The 15,007-nt window shown below is 70.3% G+C and carries 14 protein-coding genes; 5 read left to right on the top strand and 9 right to left on the bottom strand.

The window, feature by feature from the left end; translation table 11 throughout:
• Nucleotides 1-173 precede the first annotated feature (173 nt).
• On the bottom strand, nt 174-935 hold the full coding sequence (locus ACWEBX_RS32955; RefSeq protein WP_451888439.1) for a CDP-alcohol phosphatidyltransferase family protein: 762 nt from the start codon (nt 933-935) through the stop codon (nt 174-176).
• Nucleotides 936-1,085: 150 nt separating this feature from the next.
• Here ACWEBX_RS32955 and ACWEBX_RS32950 point away from each other — a divergent pair, with 150 nt between their 5' ends.
• Nucleotides 1,086-1,658, top strand: a complete 573-nt coding sequence (locus tag ACWEBX_RS32950) for a GNAT family N-acetyltransferase (RefSeq protein WP_451888438.1) — start codon at nt 1,086-1,088, stop codon at nt 1,656-1,658.
• 14 nt (nt 1,659-1,672) lie between these two features.
• Here the strand turns inward: ACWEBX_RS32950 and ACWEBX_RS32945 are convergent, their stop codons facing one another.
• From ACWEBX_RS32945 to ACWEBX_RS32920, 6 genes are all read right to left on the bottom strand, one after another.
• Nucleotides 1,673-3,307 (bottom strand): type VI secretion protein, encoded by a 1,635-nt coding sequence (locus ACWEBX_RS32945; RefSeq protein WP_451888437.1) that lies wholly within the window; start codon nt 3,305-3,307, stop codon nt 1,673-1,675.
• Nucleotides 3,307-4,734: an ATP-binding protein gene (locus ACWEBX_RS32940; protein ID WP_451888436.1), complete on the bottom strand. Its 1,428-nt coding sequence runs from the start codon at nt 4,732-4,734 to the stop codon at nt 3,307-3,309. Before ACWEBX_RS32940 ends, ACWEBX_RS32945 begins: the two co-directional genes overlap by 1 nt.
• A 14-nt stretch (nt 4,735-4,748) precedes the next feature.
• A complete protein-coding gene (locus tag ACWEBX_RS32935; protein ID WP_451888435.1) occupies nt 4,749-6,308 on the bottom strand; it encodes an SCO6880 family protein in 1,560 nt (519 codons plus the stop codon).
• Complete coding sequence (locus ACWEBX_RS32930; RefSeq protein ID WP_451888434.1) at nt 6,305-7,630, bottom strand: hypothetical protein; 1,326 nt, start codon at nt 7,628-7,630, stop codon at nt 6,305-6,307. The genes ACWEBX_RS32935 and ACWEBX_RS32930 overlap by 4 nt, the downstream gene beginning before the upstream one ends.
• Nucleotides 7,620-8,471 carry a hypothetical protein gene (locus ACWEBX_RS32925; RefSeq protein ID WP_451888433.1) on the bottom strand — a complete coding sequence of 284 codons (852 nt, stop codon included), beginning with the start codon at nt 8,469-8,471 and terminating at the stop codon, nt 7,620-7,622. Before ACWEBX_RS32925 ends, ACWEBX_RS32930 begins: the two co-directional genes overlap by 11 nt.
• Before the next feature lie 208 nt (nt 8,472-8,679).
• Nucleotides 8,680-8,988, bottom strand: coding sequence for a hypothetical protein (locus ACWEBX_RS32920; protein ID WP_037622434.1), 309 nt, complete (start codon nt 8,986-8,988; stop codon nt 8,680-8,682).
• 380 nt (nt 8,989-9,368) lie between these two features.
• Here ACWEBX_RS32920 and ACWEBX_RS32915 point away from each other — a divergent pair, with 380 nt between their 5' ends.
• The gene (locus tag ACWEBX_RS32915; protein ID WP_451888432.1) at nt 9,369-9,632 is read left to right on the top strand and encodes a hypothetical protein; all 264 of its coding nucleotides are present in this window, start codon (nt 9,369-9,371) and stop codon (nt 9,630-9,632) included.
• Nucleotides 9,633-9,693: 61 nt separating this feature from the next.
• Here ACWEBX_RS32915 and ACWEBX_RS32910 read toward each other — a convergent pair whose 3' ends face one another.
• Entirely contained in the window at nt 9,694-9,966 is a 273-nt protein-coding gene (locus ACWEBX_RS32910; protein WP_451888431.1) for a DUF397 domain-containing protein, read from the bottom strand.
• Between the two features lie 396 nt (nt 9,967-10,362).
• Here ACWEBX_RS32910 and ACWEBX_RS32905 point away from each other — a divergent pair, with 396 nt between their 5' ends.
• The 3 genes from ACWEBX_RS32905 (at nt 10,363) to ACWEBX_RS32895 (ending at nt 13,151) form a co-directional block, all read left to right on the top strand.
• Entirely contained in the window at nt 10,363-11,142 is a 780-nt protein-coding gene (locus ACWEBX_RS32905) for a trypsin-like serine peptidase (protein ID WP_451888430.1), read from the top strand.
• A 107-nt stretch (nt 11,143-11,249) separates the two neighbouring features.
• A complete protein-coding gene (locus ACWEBX_RS32900; protein ID WP_389850294.1) occupies nt 11,250-12,257 on the top strand; it encodes a C40 family peptidase in 1,008 nt (335 codons plus the stop codon).
• Between the two features lie 192 nt (nt 12,258-12,449).
• On the top strand, nt 12,450-13,151 hold the full coding sequence (locus ACWEBX_RS32895; protein WP_451888429.1) for a phosphatase PAP2 family protein: 702 nt from the start codon (nt 12,450-12,452) through the stop codon (nt 13,149-13,151).
• A gap of 48 nt (nt 13,152-13,199) precedes the next feature.
• Here ACWEBX_RS32895 and ACWEBX_RS32890 read toward each other — a convergent pair whose 3' ends face one another.
• Entirely contained in the window at nt 13,200-14,786 is a 1,587-nt protein-coding gene (locus ACWEBX_RS32890; RefSeq protein WP_451888428.1) for an FAD-binding oxidoreductase, read from the bottom strand.
• Nucleotides 14,787-15,007: the final 221 nt, after the last annotated feature.

Here is a 15,007-nt window from a genome sequence, read left to right as displayed (position 1 = left end):
GCAGGGGGGACCCTGTGGGAGAGTAGGACGCCGCCGAACAAATTTTGAGAAAACCCCCGGACCGGGGATACCGGTCCGGGGGTTTTCTGCGTTCAAGAACAGTTCTTGACAGTTCTTATGGGAAAGGGGGGCGGTCTCCACGAGGAGGCCGCCCCCCTTTCCTGTTGGTGCGGTTACTTCAGGCGGGACGACGCGACGATCGAGACGACGTGTGCCGGCACGAGCAGCCACACGATCGCCGTCACGGCGACGGTCGCGATCCGCGTGGCCGTCAGGTCGCCGAGCGCCAGGTCGACGACCGCGGTGACGAGCAGCAGGATGCTGCACTCGATGCCGTTGACCAAGCGGTGCAGGCCCACGGCCGAGGCCAGCCGGCGGATCTGCGCGAGGCCGCTGGAGCGCGGGACGACGGACGCGTCGGTCGCCTTCTCCATGCCGCTGTCGGAACGGGCCACGTGCACGAGGTCGGAGGACGACTTCAGGAGCAGCACGCCGGTCGCCGCGGCCAGACCGGCCACCAGGTAGAGATTGACGCCGAGTTCTGCGGCGCGGATGCCCATGCCCACCATCACGGCGGCATCGGCGAGGTAGGCGCCGAGGCGGTCGAGGTAGACGCCGAGCGGGCTGAACTGGCGGCGCCAGCGGGCCACTTCGCCGTCCACGCAGTCGAGCAGCAGGTAGAGCTGCATGAAGACGACGGAGAGAACGGCGCCGCCGAGGCCCGGCAGGATCAGGGCGACTCCCGAGAGCATCCCCGCGAAGACCATGATCACGGTGATCTGGTTCGGCGAGATGCGGGTGTCGACGAGATGGCGGGTCACGCGAAGGGAGAGGGACCTCATGTAGAGGCGTCCGGCCCAGTGCTCCGCCCGGCTGTCCAACTTGCCCGTGGGATGAATGACATTGCGGAGTTCCTCTAGTTGGACTTTGGCCATGCGGTGTTCTCCCTGGAGGGCTTGCGCGTGATCGGATCGGTCGGCTGACAATGCCGTACAGGGAAGAGCATGACGGGGGGCGGGCCGGCGGTGATCGGCAGGGTGGATATCGGATGAGCCCGGCCGTACGCGCGTACTACGGTGACTGCCATGAACTCCAGTACCTTCGTGATCCGTTCCATACGTTCCGATGAGTGGCCGCAGGTGAAGGAGCTCAGACTCGACGCCCTGCGGGACCCCGTCGCGCACCTCGCGTTCCTGGAGACCTACGAGGACGCGGTGACCAAGTCGGACGGCTTCTGGCAGGACCGGGCGGCCGGGGCCGCTGTCGACGTCACCGCGCGGCAGCAGATCGTGGCCGTGGGCGAGGACGGGGTGTGGGCCGGGTCCGTGACCGTGCTGGTCGAGGAGGCCGGGGTGCGGGACGCGTTCGGTGAGGTGCCCGAGCGGACTCAGGGACATCTGGTGGGGGTGTACGTACGGCCCGAGTTCCGGGGGAGCGAGGCCGGAGTGACCCGGGGGCTCTTCGACGCCGCTCTCGCGTGGTCCTGGGAGGCCGGGCTCGACCGCGTGCGGCTGTTCGTGCACGAGAAGAACGGCCGTGCCGAGGCGTTCTACCGGAAGGCGGGATTCCTGCCCACCGGGGAGACGGCCCCGATGCCGGGCGACACCGGTGAACTGGAGCTCGAGTTCGCCATCGACCGAGGGGGCCCGCGGGCGTAAGGCCCGTACCCGGCTCAGACCGGAGGCTCGTACTGCGGCCAGCGGGAGCGGAGTTGTTCGCGGGAGCGGAGGAGCGCCAGGGTCGGCAGGCCGCGGGCCGGGCCCGCAGTCAGCAGGTCGGGGAGCTGGGGGAGCGGAGCCACGGCCGCGATGTCGTCCAGGACGAGCGTGAGTGGTGGGTCGAGCCGACCGGAGGATGACCGTTCGGCCATGCGCCGGCCACGCTCGACCACGCTTGAGGCGAGGGCCGTCAGGAGGGGCATGGCGCCGGGGCCGGCCTTGGGGTCCTCGAGAGGTTCACCGATCATATAGAGAGTGCCCCCTTCGTTGACGAAGGAATCCAAGGCGAGGCTGTCACTTCGGTTCGGAGTGCAGGATTCTCGGATGTTGACCGTGCCGAGCGCCGAAAGCGCACGTGCCGTCAGCTCCTGGGCGATGTCGCGGCGTTGGGGATGCGAGACGAGCGCGGCCTCGAGCTCCCCGGCGGCGCCGGACGCGGCCCTGGGATTCGTCCGCAGGGCTCGTACGGCGTCCTGCACCTGTGAGCCCTGGGCCCAGCGGTGGACGTGGCGGAAGGCCTTGCCCTCCACCGCGGCGGCGTGCAGGTAGCAGCGCATGAGCGTCTCCGCGACGTCGGCCATCGCCTGGTCGGCCTTGGCTGAGGGGCGCACTGGGGCGAGGAGGGCGGCCGCTCTGGCCGTCGCCGTCTCCTTGTCCTCGCAGCCTGCCGACGGGGACCAGTGCAGCCGGGCCGGGGTGTCGCAGAGGTGGGCGGGGTCGTAGAGGAGGACGGGGCCCAGTTTGGCGCGGGCGTCCTTGGTCTCCGACCAGATGCGGGGGGCGGAGGTGATGACGAGGGCCGGGCCCTCGGCGTCGCGTACGGCCTGGGCCGCGGTGAGGTGGCGGGTTTCCGCGGGAGCGAGGACGACCGCGCGCGTGGACGTCCACGCCGGTTTCGGCTGCGGTGCAGCGGCGGCGGCCCGGCCCGTGGCGGCTTCGGCGGCGGTCCGGCTCGTGGCGGCTTCTGTGGTGACGGTGTCCAGGTCGCCCGCGTGCTCGTGTGCCGGCGCGCCCGCGGGTTCGGGCACCTGCATGGCCGTCTCGGTCGTCGCGGCCGGCCTGGGGGCTGTCTCCACGGGCTGTGCGGGCAGTGGCCGTTGTTCCGTCCTGGCCGGCGGCACCACCGGATCGGGCGCGTCCGTGGATGTCCTGGACGCCCTGGACGCTCTCCTGGATGCCTTGGCCTCCAGACCCTCCGCTCGTCTTCGCGCTCGTCCCGCACGCCACCGTGCCACCGTGCCCATCACGAACACGGCGAGGACCAGCAGGACCATCAACTGGCCGATGAACAGGCCCCAGAAGAGGCCGTAGCCCGACAACTGGGCGGGCGGGGTGTCGGGCCAGGCGCCGGCGATGTCGTGCGGCTCGCCGATCAGGTGGCGCATGGCCAGGGGCGTACGGGTGAAGGTGATCGCGTCCGGCCAGGCGCCGCGGGAGAACCAGCCCGCGAGGCCTGTCGCCGTCCACACCATCAGGGTCATGCCGAGGAGGAAGCCCAGCACCCCGATCAGCAGGCCGTCCGGGATGCCGCCCGCTCCCTCGTGCCGGGGGTTGGGGCGGTCGTCGCGCTGGTCGGGGTACGGGCTCATCACGCCACCGTGGACTCGGTGGAGCCGTCGAGATCGCTGAGATGCTGCTCCATGAAGGCGGCCGCCCGTTCCTCCGCCTCCAGTTCGGCGGCGCGCAGGGCGTCGCCGGAGAGGAGGTGGTCGGCGGACGACTCCGTCATCGCGCGGTCGGTGAAGACCAGTGGTCGCTCCGTCTCGGTGATCAGGTGCTTGACCACCTGGACGTTGCCGTTGACGTCCCAGACCGCGATGCCCGGAGTCAGCGTCGGGATGATCTCGACCGCCCAGCGTGGCAGGCCGAGGACCCGGCCCGTCGAACGGGCCTCGTCCGCCTTCTGCGCGTAGATGGTCCGTGTCGAGGCCATCTTCAGGATCGCGGATGCCTCCTTGGCCGCCGCTCCGTCGACGACGTCCGAGAGGTGGTGGACCACCGCCACGAAGGACAGGCCGAGGCGCCGCCCGAACTTCAGCAGTCGCTGGAAGAGCTGGGCCACGAAGGGGCTGTTGATGATGTGCCACGCCTCTTCCACCAGGAAGATGCGCTTCTTGCGGTCGGGCCGGATCCAGGTGTGCTCCAGCCACACACCGACGATCGCCATGAGGATGGGCATGGCGATGGAGTTCCGGTCGATGTGCGACAGGTCGAAGACGATGAGGGGGGCGTCCAGGTCGATGCCGACCGTCGTCGGACCGTCGAACATGCCCCTCAGGTCACCGTCGACCAGCCGGTCCAGGACCAGCGCCACGTCCAGGCCCCAGGCCCGTACGTCGTCTATGGCGACGTTCATCGCCTCGGCCGACTCCGGTTCGGGGTGGCGCAGCATCTCCACGATGTCGGTGAGCACCGGCTGGCGCTCGACGATCGTCTCGTTGACGTAGGCGTGGGCGACCTTCAGGGCGAAGCCGGACCGCTCGTCGAGGCTGTGCCCCATCGCGACCTCGATGATGGTGCGCAGCAGGGCGAGCTGGCCCGTCGTCGTGATCGAGGGGTCGAGCGGGTTGAGTCGGATGCCCATGTCCAGGGCGGCCGTGGGGTCAAGCCGGATGGGAGTTATCCCCAGCTCCTGCGCGATGAGGTTCCATTCGCCGACGCCGTCCTCGCCCTGGGCGTCGAGGACGACGACCTGGCGGTCGCGGAAGCGCAACTGCCGTAGGACGTACGTCTTCTCCAGGGCCGACTTGCCGTTGCCGGACTCGCCGAGGACCAGCCAGTGCGGGGCCGGGAGCTGCTGCCCGTAGAGCTGGAAGGGGTCGTAGATGTAGCCCTTGCCGGAGTACACCTCGCGGCCGATGATGACGCCCGAGTCGCCGAGACCCGGTGCGGCGGTGGGCAGGTAGACCGCCTGCGCCTGACCCGTGGACGTGCGCACGGGGAGGCGGGTCGTCTCGACCTTGCCGAAGAGGAAGGACGTGAAGGCGTCCGTCGCGGCGGACAGCGGATCCCGCATCAGTGCATCAGCCCCTACCTGCGGATTCCGGTGGCGAACGGCAGTGTGTTGACGAAGGCACGGTGGTGCTCGCGGTCGCACCACTCCAGTTTCAGATACGACTTGCCGGCCGAGGCGCGGATGGTGCGCTTGTCGCGCGCGAGGGCCTCGGGGGTGCGGGAGGAGACGGTGATGTAGCCGACGAGGTTGACGCCCGCGGCACCGCTCGCCAGGTCCTCGCCGCGCTGGTCGAGGCGGTTGTGCGAGGCGATGTCGCGCGGGTCGACGGTGCGGTTCATCTTGGCGGCGCGGCTGGCCTCGGCCTCGTCGTTGGTCTTCTCGGTCAGCATGCGCTCGATGGCGATCTCGGTGGGTTCGAGGTCCATGGTCACGGCGACCGTGCGGATGACGTCCGGGGTGTGGACGAGGAGCGGGGCGAGGAAGTTGACGCCGACCGGGGTCATCGGCCACTCCTTCACCCAGGCCGTGGCGTGGCACCAGGGCGCGCGGGTGGAGGACTCGCGGGTCTTCGCCTGGAGGTACGTCGGTTCCATGGCGTCCAGTTCGGCCGGCCAGGCGTTGCGCTTGGTCATGGCCTGGATGTGGTCGATGGGGTGGTCGGGGTCGTACATCGAGTGCACGAGGGAGGCGAGCCGTCCCTGGCCGAGGGGCTGCCGTACGCGGATGTCGGCTTCCTGGAGCCGGGAGCAGATGTCGGTCAGCTCACGTGCCATGACGACGGCGAGTCCGGCGTCCCGGTCGACCTTGCGGCCGCCCTGCGGCCGTGCCGCCCGTGCCATGGCCTGGCCCTCGGCGGCGAGTTCACGCGAGTAGTGCATGCAGGCGACGAGGTAGGCGCGGTGCTGCTCGCTGCTCGTGGACACCATCGACTGGAGCTGGTCGTACGACTGCTGGAGCCATCCGGGGGCGCGCTCGTCGCCGCGCTGGGAGACGTCCTTGGCGTGGGCGTCCGGGTCGGCGGGGAGGGTGCGGGCGAGCATCTGGAGGCGGGTGACGAAGCCGTCGCCGTTCGCCACGTGCTTGAGCAGCGTGCCGAAGCGGTCGACGAGGGCCTCCTGGTCCTCGCTGTCGCGCAGACCGACACCCGGGCCCTCGATCTCGATGGCGGCGGTGACGGTCCGGCGGTCGGCGTGCAGCAGGACGGCGATCTCGTCGGGTCCGAACGGGGCGGCGAGCCAGGAGATGCGCCCGATGCCGGGCGGCGGCCCGATCTCGACCTCCCTGCCGTCGAGGTGGATGCCGGCCTCCGTCACCTGGCTGCGGTATGTCGTCCCCTGGCGCAGGGTCCGCTTGTAGCTGCGGTTGATCTCGAACCACTTGTAGAACGTGCGCCGCTTGTACGGGACGTACACCGCGGCGAGCGCGAGCAGCGGGAAGCCCATGAGCAGCACGATCCGCAGGGACAGCACCGGGACGAGCAGGCCGCACATCATGCCGAGGAACGCGCCGCCGATGATGAGCGCGATCTCGCCGGACTCGCGGTTCCGGCCGACGATCGCGTTCGGCCGGGCGCGGCCGATCAGATATGTACGGCGGGGCGTGACCGGATGGGACAGGTGGGACTCGGTCGTCAACGCCCTTCACCTCCCGTGCGGTTGCTGTTGCGGGTGTTGCTTGCGTGCGGGGTGTTGACCGGGCTGCTGCGCGGCGGGGGTGCGGCGGAGGGGACGGATCCGCCGCCTCCGTTCGGCGTACGGCTGCTGTGCGCGGCCACCCCGCCGGACACGGGGTTGGCGGGGCGGGGCTGGCTGTTGCCGCCTCCGCCGCCGTTGTTGTCGGCACGGGAGCTGTGGGTCTTGATGCCCTGCGCGACCAGGGTGGCCGGCGAGCTGATCACGGCGGCGGCCTTGCTCTCGGCGCCCTGCATGATGCGGTTGTTGCGGGAGCCGGCGATCTCGTCGCCGAAGCCGGGGACGAAGCGGTAGATCATCGCGCTGGCGAAGATGGCGAGCAGGATGATGGCGAGTCCGGAGACGACGGCGGAGAACGCGTCGGGGCCGTTGTCGGAGCTGAGGGCGCCGGCGAGGCCGAGCACGATGACGATCACCGGTTTCACCAGGATGACCGCGATCATGATGCCCGCCCAGCGGCGGACGTGGCCCCACAGGTTCTTGTCGACGAGGCCCGCGTAGACGACGGTGCCGAGGAGGGCCCCGACGTAGAGCAGGGCGGCCCGGATGACCAGCTCCAGCCAGAGGATTCCGGCGGCCAGGATCGAGACCATCGAGACGACGATGAGCATGATGGGGCCGCCGCCGATGTTGCCGCCCTTGTCGAGGGCGCCGGAGAACGTCCCGAAGAAGGCGTCCGTCTGGTTGCCGGTGGTCTTGGCGAGGACCTCGGTCACGCCGTCCGTCGCGGAGACGACCGTGTAGAGGATCAGCGGGGTGAACGCGGAGGCCAGCACGGTCAGCCAGAGGAAGCCGATCGCCTCGGACAGGGCCGTGCCGAGGGGGACACCTCGCACGGCCCGCTTCGCCACGGCCAGCAGCCACAGGAGCAGGGTGAGGATCGTGGAGGCCGCGAAGACGACGGCGTACTGCTGGAGGAACTTGGGGTTCGTGAAGTCGACGTTGGCGGTGTCGTTCACGGCGGCGGAGAGTTTGTTGATGGTCCAGGAGGCGGCGTCGGCGCAGCCGTTCGCGAGGGAGGAGAGGGGGTCCAGCGTGGAGGCGCTACCGGGGTCGGTGGTGAGGCCTGATTTGCCGGATCCCTTGGTGCCGCTTTCGCAGTAGTTCCTCGCGGGGCCGTGGATGAGGCTGCAGTGGTTGTCGCTCGACGAGGGTGACGGCGACGGCGTGGGCGCGGCGACCGCTCTCGTGGCCAGCAGCACCGCCGAGGCCTGTACGGCCCCGATGACCGCGGTCAGTTTGAGTACGCGGTGGTTAGCGGGCATACGTGAACCCTCCGTACTCCTCGACGGCCTTCGCGATGTCGTCGGCGCTGGAGGCGCGGTCGTCGCCCGGGACGGGCGCGGGGCCGTCCTTCTGGGAGTGCGAGACGATCTTCCAGTCGCCACCGGTCCACTCCAGCTTCATGGTGATGGTGAACCAGCTGCTGGTGACCGGGTTGGTCGAGTTCTCACCGGCGAGACCGAGAAGACCCCCGCACCAGACCTCGACGGTCGCCGCGTTGTCCGAGGACTGGGTGGTCTTGGTCCCGATGGGACTCGTGCGTGAGACGAATGTGTAGCCCTGCGGAGCCGATCCGTCCTCGTTCAGACCCACGTTCTTGTTGAACTGCGGCGTGTACGCCTCGTCCAGCGTCGCCTCGAACTCGGACACCTTGGAGGGTGCGATCACGGTCGCGAGGATCTGGTCCCGCCTGGACTTCTCGAACATGTCGGACGAACCCAGCGCCACCGCGTAATTCGTCGCCGCGCTCTGTGCCCCCTCCGGCGTGTGGGGGAAGCCTGACGGGATGCCGGCGGACTTCGTCGTCACCGGGTGGTTGCCGGAGGCCGCCGTCGGGGACGTCTTCGCCTTCTCGCCGCTGCCGTCGCCGGACGAGGCCGCGTCGTCCCCGCGGTTCGCGAAGGCGATCGCGGCGATGAGCAGGACGACCACACCGACGACCGTGACCAGGCTCCGCGAGGAGGATCCGCGTCCGCGCCGCGCGCCGCCGTAGACGTCGCCCGGACGGTCGGGCAGACGGGTACGGGTCTGGCCGGAGCCGCCGTACCCCCCTTCCTCGCCGCGCGGGCCGTCGCCGTACCCGGGTTCGTCACCGAGACTCATGCCGCGTACGCCCCCTCAATCTCTCGCTGAACCACGTAGTACGACGGTAGCCGTGCTGGTTCCCGCGCGGGCGCGGTGTGGTGACTGGACATCAGGGAGTTGCAACCTCAGCCGGTGGGCACGACGGACGGATGGATCGGAGGGCGAGAGTCCGGGCGCGCCCGGCCGGGTACTGACGGCACGCCGGGTGCGGCGCGGCCGTGCCGGGCTACACGGCCATGCCGTACACGATGGTGAAGAGTGTGCCGAGGGATCCGATGATGAAGACCCCGGTGAGCCCGGCGATGATGAGTCCCTTGCCCTGTTCGGCGCTGAAGGTGTCGCGGAGCGCGGTCGCGCCGATGCGCTGTTTGGCCGCACCCCAGATCGCGATGCCGAGGCAGAGCAGGATGGCCACCGCCATCACCACCTCGACCATCACCTTGGCTTCGTTGCCCAGGCTGCCGAAGGGGCCCCAGTCCGGGGCGATTCCACCGATGATTGTGTTGATGTCGCCCTTGTCGGCTGCGAAAAGCATGTAAGTCACCGCCCCTAGTGGGTAGTTCTGCACCCCCTGCCACTGTGCGCAGAGGTCGGGCCCATTCTCGCCGACAATGACGCCTTCGTATGTCGACTTGACGTCATTGGTTGGCGGGATTCGTGCGAATTCCTTGTCACCGGCGTACGCGGGACCCCTGCGGGAGGCGTACGGCGGTGTACGAGAGTCGTATCGTCACTCTGTGTATCACGGGTGGTCACGCCGGGCAATGAAGCGGAAGCGAAACCTGGCGCGTGGTTCCGTCGTTGTCCCCTTCTACGTCTCGCGCGCGGGGCGATATTCGAACGGACTCGGTTCCGGCGGAGCTCTTCTGACGGTGCGTCGCGCCGGTGTTCCCCGGGTCGCCGGGGCCGCGCGGGGTGGACGGACGGAACGCGGTGCACGACCGGTACGGCATCACGGGCGGCTGGTACACGTTCGGCGGCATCAACGCCTCGGCACCCATCGCGGGCGTCCACGCCCTCGGCGGCACCCTGAAGGGAGTCACTGTCGTACGAGGAGCAGTCGGAGCCGGTGCCCTCGGTGCTGATGGTCTTCCAGGCCGACTCGGTCCGGCCGCGGGTGGTGGAGGTCGGCTCGGCCGGCTTGGTGCCGCCGACGGAGTGGTGCGGGCGGGCGCGTGACCCGCCCATGGCTCACGGGTGGTCGGCGGCTGACGGCCGCTTGAACCAACGCGCGGCCGTTTCAGGGGGATTGCGCGGGTGGCGGCGTCGCGCCGTGCGCTCCGGGGCCGTCCTGCAGCCCCTCGACGAAGTGGTCGAACTCGCCCGCCTGGACCCCCAGGACGAACGCGTCCCATTTCCTGCGGGTGGTCGTCACGACGTTCTCCGGGTCGCCGGTCTCCCTGATGTAGACCAAGTCGTCCTCGCCGAAGGCGAGTTCGATCCAGGGGCCCGGACCGGTCGCGTCCTCGGGGGCGGCACGGGTCCAGTCGAGGCCGGAGGGGATGTCAGCCACGGTCGGGCCCTTCGGACTTCCGCCGGACGGGTGTGGGCATCGCGGACTCCAACTCCCCTGTGTGATCGCAGACGTTCACGGCCACCGTATCCCCGCCCCGGTCCCGCGCCCTCCGACTCCACGACGATCACCGCTCCCCGGGGATCGTCGTGTCGCCCTGCGGCCCTTCTCCGCCCGCCGCCTCACCGCTCCGGAGTCGGCGTGCGCACCTCGCGCGGGCCCGCGCCGGCGTGCACGGGGGCGGGCGCGGGCGGGGCTGTCGTGGCAGGGTGCCGGCGGGGCGAGTGGGGCTGTCGTGGCAGGTGGGCCGCGGTGGCCGGGCGGGGTAGGCGTTCACAGGTGATACTCGGACTGGTCCGAGGTTTTTCTCACCCGCTTGCGGCAAGGTGAGGGGCGATGAAGAGCATCCGCATCACCCGTCTCCCGGAGACCCGGCGGCCGGTACTGCTCGGTGCGGCCCTGGTGCTGCTCGCGGTGACGTCCTCGTCCGTCGCCGCGGCCGACGACGGCCCCGGGCCGTTCGGTGTGACCGTTCCGGCCGCCGAGAACGGCCGGAGCGCCCGGGTGGGCGCCCTGTTCCACGGGAGCGCCGCGAGCGGGGGCGCCGGCGGGCACTTCTGCACGGCGTCCGTCGTGCACAGCGAGGGGCGGGATCTCCTCATCACGGCCGCCCACTGCCTGGACGGCGAGGCGGAGCTGTCCTTCGCGCCCGGTTACCGGGACGGCAAGGCGCCCCACGGGTTCTGGGACGTCGAGGGCTCCTTCCTCCCCGAAGGGTGGAGGAGGGACCAGGACGAGGACAGCGACGTCGCCTTCGCCGTGCTCGCCACCCGCGACGGCGAGGAGGTCGAGGACGTCGTCGGCGGCGCGAACGCCTTCGCCGCGCACCGCGCCACCGGGGCCACCGCCGTCACCGTCACCGGATACCCCGGCTCCCTCGACACCCCCGTCACCTGCACCGACAAGCCCACCGCCGAGAGCCGTACGCAGCAGCGCGTCGCGTGTCCCGCCTTCGCCGGCGGAACCAGCGGCAGCCCCTGGGTGAACGGGGACGGGGCGGTCGTCGGCGTCATCGGCGGCCACGAACAGGGCGGGGACACCGACGACGTCTCGTACAGCCCCGTGTTCGGCACCGAGGCCGAGGATCTGTACCACGTGGCCGCACTGGCCGGTTGACGCCACTCCGACGGGACATACCGCTCCGTCCGTGCGCGCGACACCCCTCTCGCGCAGGGGCCCGCCTCTACACTGACGTCGGCGGACTCCTGGGCGGCGAGGGGCGGTTGACGGTGCGTAAGGCCTGGATCGTGGCGATCGCGGCCGTGGGCGCGGGGATGGGCTTCGTGATGGTGCTCGTCGTCGGGGTCTACCTGGTCGCCGGGAACCTCGCGGGCGGCATCGGCGGCGGATCGGTCGGGCTCGCCAAGGGCGCGGTGCCCGCCGCGTACCAGTCCCTCGTACAGAAGTGGGGCAATCTCTGCGGCGCGATCAATCCCGCCCTGCTCGCCGCGCAGCTCTATCAGGAGAGCGGATTCAATCCCAACGCGAAGAGCCCGGCGCAGGCGCAAGGGATAGCGCAATTCATTCCGGGGACGTGGGCCACGCACGGCGTCGACGGCGACGGGGACGGCGTCCGCGACGTGTGGAACCCGAATGACGCGATTCCGTCGGCCGCCTCGTACGACTGCGAGCTCGCCTCCTATGTGAAGAACGCTCCGGGAAACGTCACCGAGAACATGCTCGCCGCCTACAACGCGGGCGCCTACGCGGTCATCAAGTACGGGGGCGTGCCGCCGTACGCGGAGACCCGGAACTACGTGAAGACGATCACCACGCTGGCGAAGAGCTTCGCCGCTCCCGTCACCCGTGTGGACCCCTCGAAGCAGGCCGCGGGGGCCATCACGTACGCGCAGAAGAAGCTCGGCACGCCCTACCTGTGGGGTGGCAACGGCACGACTGACCAGGGCGGACGGTTCGACTGCTCGGGTCTGACCAAAGCCTCGTACGACAGCGTCGGGGTGACCCTGCCGCGGGTGGCCAACGACCAGTACAACGCGGGGCCGCACCCCAAGCGGGACGAACTGCTGCCCGGGGACCTGGTCTTCTTCTCGGACGACCTCACCAACTCCCGCGCCATCCGGCACGTGGGCATCTACGTGGGCGGCGGATACATGATCGACGCTCCCCGGCCCGGTGCCGTCATCCGGTTCGATCCCGTCGACACGCCCGACTACTTCGGGGCCACCCGGGTGACCGAGGATGGCGCGAAAGCATTGCCCACTTCGGTATGAATCCACCCTCTGACCTGCGGCGATATCTCTCTTCGATAACGTGTGCGTGATCATTCGGTGGAGGGTGGAACGTAATCGAGGGAACCGTGCGTTCCTTTTGACGTAGAGAACCGATCTACAACCACGGGGGTGGACGGAGCGGCGCGCGAAAGGGCGCGGTCGCGGGAATGACGACGAAGGGGCCGCAGCGCCATGGCGCAACTCGCCGAATCCGGTTCGAACCCCGACGTCGACCTGCTCTACGACATCAATGGCCTGGCCAAGCACACGCCGCACTGGGCCGACCGGATCATGGAGTTCGTCGGCGAGTGGGGTCTCCTGCTCGCGATGGTCCTGCTGGTCGTGTGGTGCTGGTCGACCGTGCGGCGGCGGGGCGGATCCGACGCGGCCGCGACCGTGGCCGCACTCGTCTGGACCCCGCTCGCGGCCGGTGTCGCCCTCCTCGTGAACGTCCCGATAAGGGGTTTCGTGGAGCGTCCGCGCCCCTCCGTGGACCACCAGGGCCTTGACGTCCTCGTGGGCGGCAAGACCGACTTCTCCTTCGTCAGCGACCACGCGACGATCACCATGGCGATGGGTGTCGGGCTCTTCGTCGCCCACCGGAGGTTCGGGCTCGCCGGGATCGCGCTGGCGCTGCTCGAAGGGTTCTGCCGGGTCTTCATGGGCGTGCACTACCCGACGGACGTCATCGGCGGATTCGCGCTCGGCACGGCCGTCGTCCTGCTGCTGTCGCCGCTCGCCATGGCCCTGCTCACCCCGGTCATGAAGGCCGTCGAGACGGCACCGCGCGCGGGCCGGCTGATCCGGTCGCGCGGCGCCGCACCCGCCGGGCAGGAGACGCTGATCCCGGGGGCGCGGGCCGAGCACACGGAGGAAAGGGACCTCGCCGCGTAGCGCTCCGCGGGCCGGGCCGCCACGCCTGCGCGGCTGCCCGTGGCACCCTCAGAGCGCCTGGGGGAACGAGAAGAAGCGGTTCGGGTCGTACTGGTGCTTCAGCGCCGTCAGCCGGGTGGCCGCGTCTCCGTAGTACGCCTTGCGCCAGTTGGTCAGCGTCGCGTCGGTGTAGTTCTGGTAGGCCGCGCCCGAGGCGTACCGGGTCATCGCGTTGTGGGCGCCCGTCAGCCAGGACTGGGCGGTGCCGCCGGAGGTGCCCGCCCGCCAGGAGACGATGTACTGGGCGAGCATGCGCGAACGGCGGTGCACGAACGCCGTGGACGTGGGCGCGACGCGGTTGACGGCGCCGCCCAGCGCGGTGAGCGCGATGCTGCCGGCGCCGCCCCGCACCGCGGAGATCTGGTTCAGGAGGGTCTGGACGCCGGCCGCCGAGATGGACCGGTCGAAGAAGTCCGAACGGGCCGCGTACGTCTCACGGCCGAGGGCGCCCTGCGGGCTGCGGCCCGGCGTCGACCCCGGCAGATGGCACTGGGCGTCGGCGGAGAACGACGAGCAGCCCGCGTACACCTCCATCGACTCCTCGTACGAGCGCCGCTTGAGGGAGACGCTGCGCGCGGGAGAGCCGATCCGGTCCGCCAGTCGGTCCACCGCGTTCTGGAGTTCGCCGTAGGTGCCGAGGGAGAAGGCGGCGATGGAGACGGTGGGCGTGCCGCCGGGCACGTTGGCCAGGTGACAGGACGACCAGATCTCGTCCGGCTGGCTCGGGCCCCACTCCTGCCAGGCTTTCACCACCGCGGCGGCCTTGGCCCACGGCCAGGTCATGTACGCCGAGACGCCCTGCGGCGCGGGGTGGGTCTTGAACCGGAGCTCGGTGACGACGCCGAAGTTGCCGTTGCCGGCGCCGCGCAGCGCCCAGAACAGGTCCTTGTTCTCGGTCGCGTTCGCGGTGAGCTGCTTGCCGTCGGCGGTGATCAGCGTCGCCTGGGTGAGGCTGTCGCAGGTCAGTCCGTACGCCCGTGACACGACGCCGTGGCCGCCGCCCAGGGTCAGGCCGGAGACGCCGACGGTGGGGCAGGAGCCGGCGGGGATGGTGACGCCCTTCGCGGCCAGCGCGCGATAGACGTCGATCAGTTTGGAACCGGCGCCGACGACCGCCTCGTTCGCCGAGGCGCGGATCTTGTTCAGCTTGGAGACGTCGATGATCAGGCGGCCGTCGCCGGAGGACCAACCCGCGTAGGAGTGGCCGCCGTTGCGGATCGAGACCTTCACACCGTGGGCGCGGGCGTAGTCCATCGTCGTGCGGATGTCGTCGGCGTGCGCGACGTAGGCGACGGCGGCGGGCTTCAGGTTGTCGAAGCGCGTGTTGTAGAGCTGGTGGGCGGCGGTCCAGCTCCGGTCGCCGGGGCGGATCAGGGCGCCGTCCAGTTGGTGGGACAGCGCGGTCCAGTTGGCTGCCGCCCGGTTGGCCGCGGTCGCCGTCCGTATGCCGGTGGTGTCGGCCGCGCCGCCCGTGGCGCTCGTGGGCCCCGCCTTGCCGTCGGCGTGCGCGCCGCCCTTGTCGCTGCCGCTGCAGGCGGACGTCGCCGCCGCCGCGAGGACGGCGGTGGTTCCGCCGATGAACGAACGCCGTTGCATGTGTGCCTCCCGTGGGTTCCGTGGAACGAGACGGGCGCCCGGGCCCAGGGGTTCCGCGGTGCTGTGTCGCAGAACGGCTACAGCACCGCATCTCAGCACGCGGGTTCCGGTGGGGGGAGGGCGGGGGTGGGTCGGGGCCGTGCCGGTGCGTCAGCCCGTCGCCGTTGGGTGAGGGGTGGGCGTCGGTGGCGACGGGCATCGATGTACCAGATCGGAAGAGC

Source organism: Streptomyces sp. NPDC005070, assembly GCF_053600395.1.
Note: the sequence above shows the minus strand (reverse complement) of the source record. Positions and strands in the feature narration are given on the sequence as shown.